The sequence below is a fragment of the Mesorhizobium sp. M7A.F.Ca.CA.002.09.1.1 genome, assembly GCF_003998555.1.
In the GTDB taxonomy this organism is placed as follows: domain Bacteria; phylum Pseudomonadota; class Alphaproteobacteria; order Rhizobiales; family Rhizobiaceae; genus Mesorhizobium; species Mesorhizobium ciceri.
On sequence record NZ_RZRR01000366.1, the window covers coordinates 1 to 5,190 of the forward strand.

General features: G+C 63.7%; 4 protein-coding genes and 1 pseudogene. 3 read left to right on the plus strand and 2 right to left on the minus strand.

What is annotated here, in order from left to right; genetic code table 11:
- From EN994_RS16965 to EN994_RS16980, 3 genes and pseudogenes are all read left to right on the plus strand, one after another.
- The coding region (locus EN994_RS16965; protein ID WP_127307669.1) for an SDR family oxidoreductase at nucleotides 1-216 on the plus strand (216 nt) is incomplete at its 5' end.
- A gap of 76 nt (nucleotides 217-292) precedes the next feature.
- Nucleotides 293-1,708: pseudogene (gene lpdA / locus EN994_RS16970) on the plus strand (dihydrolipoyl dehydrogenase); the annotation flags it as partial.
- 855 nt (nucleotides 1,709-2,563) lie between these two features.
- Nucleotides 2,564-3,043, plus strand: coding sequence for a DUF2867 domain-containing protein (locus EN994_RS16980; protein ID WP_063170405.1), 480 nt, complete (start codon nucleotides 2,564-2,566; stop codon nucleotides 3,041-3,043).
- 10 nt (nucleotides 3,044-3,053) lie between these two features.
- Here EN994_RS16980 and EN994_RS16985 read toward each other — a convergent pair whose 3' ends face one another.
- Complete coding sequence (locus tag EN994_RS16985) at nucleotides 3,054-4,124, minus strand: TraB/GumN family protein (RefSeq protein WP_063169536.1); 1,071 nt, start codon at nucleotides 4,122-4,124, stop codon at nucleotides 3,054-3,056.
- A 230-nt stretch (nucleotides 4,125-4,354) separates the two neighbouring features.
- A partial coding sequence (locus EN994_RS16990) for a tyrosine recombinase XerC (RefSeq protein WP_164745967.1) occupies nucleotides 4,355-5,190 on the minus strand: 836 nt, incomplete at its 5' end.

Sequence of the window (5,190 nt, forward strand, 5' to 3'; positions counted from 1 at the left end):
GAAGGCATCCGCGTCAATGCGGTGCGGCCGGGCATCATCGACACGGACATCCACGCCTCCGGCGGGCAGCCGGACCGGGTGGAGCGGTTCCGCGATCTGCTGCCGATGAAAAGAGCCGGTACAGTGGATGAAGTCGCGGGCGCGGTTCTCTATCTTCTCTCCGACGCCGCGTCCTATACGACGGGCGCGATCCTGAATGTAAGCGGCGGCCGCTGAGCGCTCTCAAGCAGATCGAGCATGATGTTATCCGAAAACCGCGTCACACTTTTCGGCATCATGCTCAAAACAGAAGGACAGTATCATGGCTTATGACGTCGTTATCATCGGATCGGGACCCGGCGGCTATGTCTGCGCCATCAAGGCGGCGCAGCTCGGGCTCAGGGTTGCGGTGGTCGAGAAGAACGCGACCTTCGGCGGCACCTGCCTGAACATCGGCTGCATCCCGTCCAAGGCGCTGCTCCATGCCTCCGAGATGTTCGCCGAGGCCGGCCACTCCTTCGACACGCTCGGCGTCGAGACATCGGCGCCGAAATTGAACCTGAAGAAGATGATGGCGCACAAGGATGCGACGGTGTCGTCGAACGTCAACGGCGTCGCCTTCCTGTTCAAGAAGAACAAGATCGATAGTTTCCGCGGCACCGGCAAGGTGCTCGCCGCCGGTAAAGTGTCGGTCACCTCCGAGGACGGCAAGGTCGAGGAGATCGAGACGAAGAACATCGTCATCGCCACCGGCTCGGATGTCGCCGGCATTCCCGGCGTCAAGGTCGACATCGACGAGAAGGTGATCGTGTCGTCGACCGGCGCGCTGTCGCTGGATAAGGTTCCCGGCCATCTGGTGGTGGTCGGCGGCGGTGTCATCGGGCTCGAGCTCGGCTCGGTGTGGGCGCGGCTCGGCGCCAAGGTCACCGTGGTCGAATTCCTCGACACCATCCTGGGCGGCATGGACGGCGAGGTCTCCAAGCAATTCCAGCGGTTGCTGGGCAAACAGGGCTTCGAGTTCAAGCTCGGCGCCAAGGTCACCGGCGTCGCCAAGGCCAAGAAGGGTGCGACCATCACCTTCGAGCCGGTCAAGGGCGGCGCCGCCGAGACCATCGAGGCCGATGCCGTGCTGATCGCCACCGGCCGCCGCGCCTATGCCGACAGCCTCGGGCTCGGGGAAGCCGGCGTCGAGGTCGACGAGCGCGGCCGGGTCAAGACCGATGGCCATCTCAAGACCAATATCCCGGGCATCTATGCCATCGGCGATGTCATCGCCGGGCCGATGCTGGCGCACAAGGCCGAGGATGAGGGCGTGGCGGTAGCGGAAACCATTGCCGGTCAGGCCGGCCACGTGAACTATGACGTCATTCCGAGCGTCGTCTACACCAGCCCGGAAATCGCCTCGGTCGGCAAGACCGAGGAAGAATTGAAGAAGGCCGGCATCGACTACAAGATCGGAAAGTTCCCGTTCAGCGCCAATGGCCGGGCGCGCGCCATGCTGCACACGGACGGTTTTGTGAAGATCCTCGCCGACAAGCAAAGCGACCGCGTGCTCGGCGTCCATATCGTCGGCTTCGGCGCCGGCGAGATGATCCACGAGGCGGCGGTGCTGATGGAGTTCGGCGGTTCGTCGGAGGATCTCGCCCGCACCTGCCATGCGCACCCGACGATGTCGGAGGCGATCAAGGAGGCGGCGCTGGCGACGTTCTTCAAGCCGATCCACATCTAAGGCCCTTTCATAAACTCTACTCCGGCGGCCATCTGGCGAGGTTTTCTCCGCTTTCACAGCGCCGCGCGTCCCTCCTGGACGCTCAAAGGATGCTGTGACCCTTTTTGATTGGCGCATGATCCTCTCCGAAAAAATCGGACTGATCTTCGGGGTCATGCGCTGCTCACGGACCCAATGTCCGCTGCGCTCCGGTTCTCGAAAACCACACCAGCTGACTCACCGGAGCGAGTTTCTGGAAAGGCCTTTCTGGCGGCCCCTACAAAACAAAACGGCCCGCTTTTCAGCGGGCCGTTCGTAACTGATATCGAGCCAATCACTGGGCCGGTGCAGGTGCCGGCGCAGGGGCTGGTGCCGGCGCAGGAGCCGGTGCGGGCGCGGGTGCCGGGGCAGGCGCCGGTTCTGCAGGTGCCGGAGCAGGCGCGGGCGCAGGTTCAGCCGGCTTCATCGGTTCCGCCGGTGCAGGCGCTGGGGCCGGTGTGCTGGCCGCCGGCGGCTCGGCGGGTGCCGGGTGCTCACCACTTCTTCCGAAAACATAATACGCGACAACCGCCAGAATAACGACGACCAGTGCAATCAGCCAACCGCTACCACCGCCGCCGCCACTTGGCCTTGGTGCGTTGGTGGACGAATTGAACGGGTCGTTTGGATTCGGTGTGTTCGCCATAAAAGTGTCCTCCGTGGATGAAAAATATCAATCAACACCATACAACGCGCAATCATTGAACTGGTTTCACGCTAGGGTTGGAAAACGCCAAAAACAAGGACAATCCTGCCCTTCCGCAGCCGGAGTGGCGTCGTTTCGCCACGCAGCGCGCCAAGTTTGCGTCTGTTAAGGTCGAATCAGAGGGTTTTGCCGTGACGAATCCGTCAGCTCAGCTTGTCCCGAATCACTGCGATGCTCTCGCCAGAGCCCAGTTCGCAGACCGCTATGTGCTGGTCACTGAAGGCCTTTCCTTAACCGCATTCGGCGCGGCCGAACGCGCTCTGGGGCGAACGCCGCCCTGGGTCGGCAGGCTCATGGCGCTGCGCAATCTTGCCGTCAGGCCGTTCCGGCTGAAGACGGGCTTGGAAACTGCGGTGTTGCCGTCGGGCCGGATCGGGATATTTCCGCTCATCAGCCAGTTTCCCGGCAAGGTTGTGCTTGGCCTCGACGACCGACATCTCGATTTCCGTGTTCTGGTCGAAGTCAGGGATCTTGGCAGCGGCCGGCAAGAGGTGGCCGCGACGACGATCGTCAAGACGCACAATTGGCTCGGGCGCGCCTATCTCGCGATCATCATGCCGTTTCACCGGATGGTCGTCCCGGCGATGCTGGCCCAGATCCTGGCGAAGTAAGCTGAAGTCACTAAAGTCCGACAGGCGTGACGGTGTAACCGGCCTTGCGGAAATCCTCGACCAGGCCTTCGGGGCCGGGAAGGTGGAGGGCGCCGACCGCCATGAAGACGTTGCCCCTGGCAAGGATCGGTTCGGCATGCTCGACCATCACCTTGTTGCGGCTGGTGATCATGGTTTCCTCGAACGCCGCATAGCCCGCGGGGTCGTCCGTGCCCTCCGGCATGGCCACGCGAAACAGCGGCCAGAACATTCCGGTGTCGCCGCGCTGGTAGAGCACGATCATGGTTTCGTTGATGTCGTTGATCTTATCGCCGAGCTTCAGCGTGTCGACGAGGCCCTTCATGTGAAACGCCAGCGGCAGCGAGGCCATGGCGCGCAGCTGGCTTTCAGCCGTCTCCAATCCTTCCACCGGCTTGCCGGAAGCCTTCGCACCTTGCGCCAGTCTGACATCGAGCACCGGGGCGCCGCCTGACTGGCGGGCCAGCTCGCAGGCCGGCAGTGCCATCATGGCCGAGAGCATCCACGGCTTCATCTTGGCAACCGTTGCCGGAGGAATGCCGCGTGCGTCGAGCGCGGCGTTCATGGCCGCCGCATCGTCGGGCGACAGCAGCGACGCCAGCGTCGTCGAATCAGTGAACATCATCAGGTCCGGCTCTTTGAGCATCGCGACCATCATCTTCTGCTTGTCGAGCACGTCCGTGGTTTCGATGATGATGGTGCCGGCGGCGTCATAGGCTTTCTGCGCTTCGGGAGGCAGCGTGGTGACGCGCGGGTCGGTCATATGCATGGTGCCGAACAGGAAGGACGGCTTCTCGCCGGGCTTTTCCAGCTTCCATAACAGGCCCTTGCCGTTCGGCGTCGCGGCGGCTTCCGCTTCGATCTTGCGGTAGCTCGCCGGATCGTTCTTCTGCAGGGCCGACAGCATGTCGGCACCGGTGCAGGTCGGGACTTCGGCATGCGCCTTGCCGGCCGCGAACAGCAGCACGGCGAGGAACGACAGGAAGAACAGAACATTGAGCGCGACGAGCAGCTTCAGCGACACGGAAGCAGCACGGTCGGCGATGGCTATGACGCGTTTCATGAGCCTCTTCTAGGACTGAAAAGCGGCAAAACGGTTAACCTGTGCTGAGAAATTGTCTTGGACTGGCTATCGCGCTCAACTGACGTCGATGGGGCTCATGCTTCAACGATTAGCGGAAACGCCCATTTCTTCGTCATCCCAGGGTCTCCGCGACGGAGCTTCGCTCCTGCTTCGCCCAGGGATGACGACGTTGGGGAGGCTTTCGGCCAAATGGTGAACGTTACTGGCGTTCACGCCCTGGGATGCGCCTGCTCATAAATCTCGAGCAGCCTCGCGGTGTCGACGCCGGTGTAGATTTGCGTCGTCGACAGGCTGGCGTGGCCGAGCAGTTCCTGGATGGTGCGCAAATCACCGCCGCGGCCGAGCAGATGCGTGGCGAAGGAATGGCGCAGTGCATGCGGCGTCGCGGTATCGGGCAGGTTGAGCGCCGAGCGCAGCTTGGCCATGTCGCGCTGGACGATGGCCGGGTTGAGCGGGCCGCCGCGGGCGCCGCGAAACAACAGGCCCTTGGGGTCGAGATGGTAGGGGCAGAGCCGGCGATATTCGGCGATTGCCCTGAGCGCCACCGGCAGCACCGGCACCAGGCGCGTCTTGCCGCCCTTGCCGGCAACGCGCAGCACCGTGTCGGCCGCCGACGCCAGATCGGCGCCGGTCAGGCCGAGCGCCTCGGAAATGCGCAGGCCAGAGCCGTAGAGCAGCGTCAGCACGGCGGCGTTGCGGGCTGCGATCCAGGGTTCCTCCGCCAGTTGGCCTTCGATGGAAACGATATGCTTGGCATCGCTCGCCGTCAGCGGCTTGGGCAGCGATTTGGGCTGGCGCGGCGCGCGCAGTGCCGCCGCACCGGCCGCATTGGCGAGGCCGCGCCGCTCGAGGAAACGCAGCAGCGAACGAATGCCGGCGAGACCCCGGCCCAGCGTGCGGGCGCCGGCGCCGGCATTGCGGCGGGCGGCAAGGAAGCCGCGCAAATCCGCCGGGCGCAGATCGGCGATGTCCGAAATGCCGGGCGAGCCGCCGCAATGGCCGGTGAGGAAATGCAGGAACTGACGCGTGTCGCGCTCATAGGCTT

What these genes read in the sequence shown, in the direction of transcription:
- EN994_RS16985 (WP_063169536.1), bottom strand. Translation starts at nt 4,124, where the DNA reads ATGAAACGCGTCATAGCCATCGCCGACCGTGCTGCTTCCGTGTCGCTG.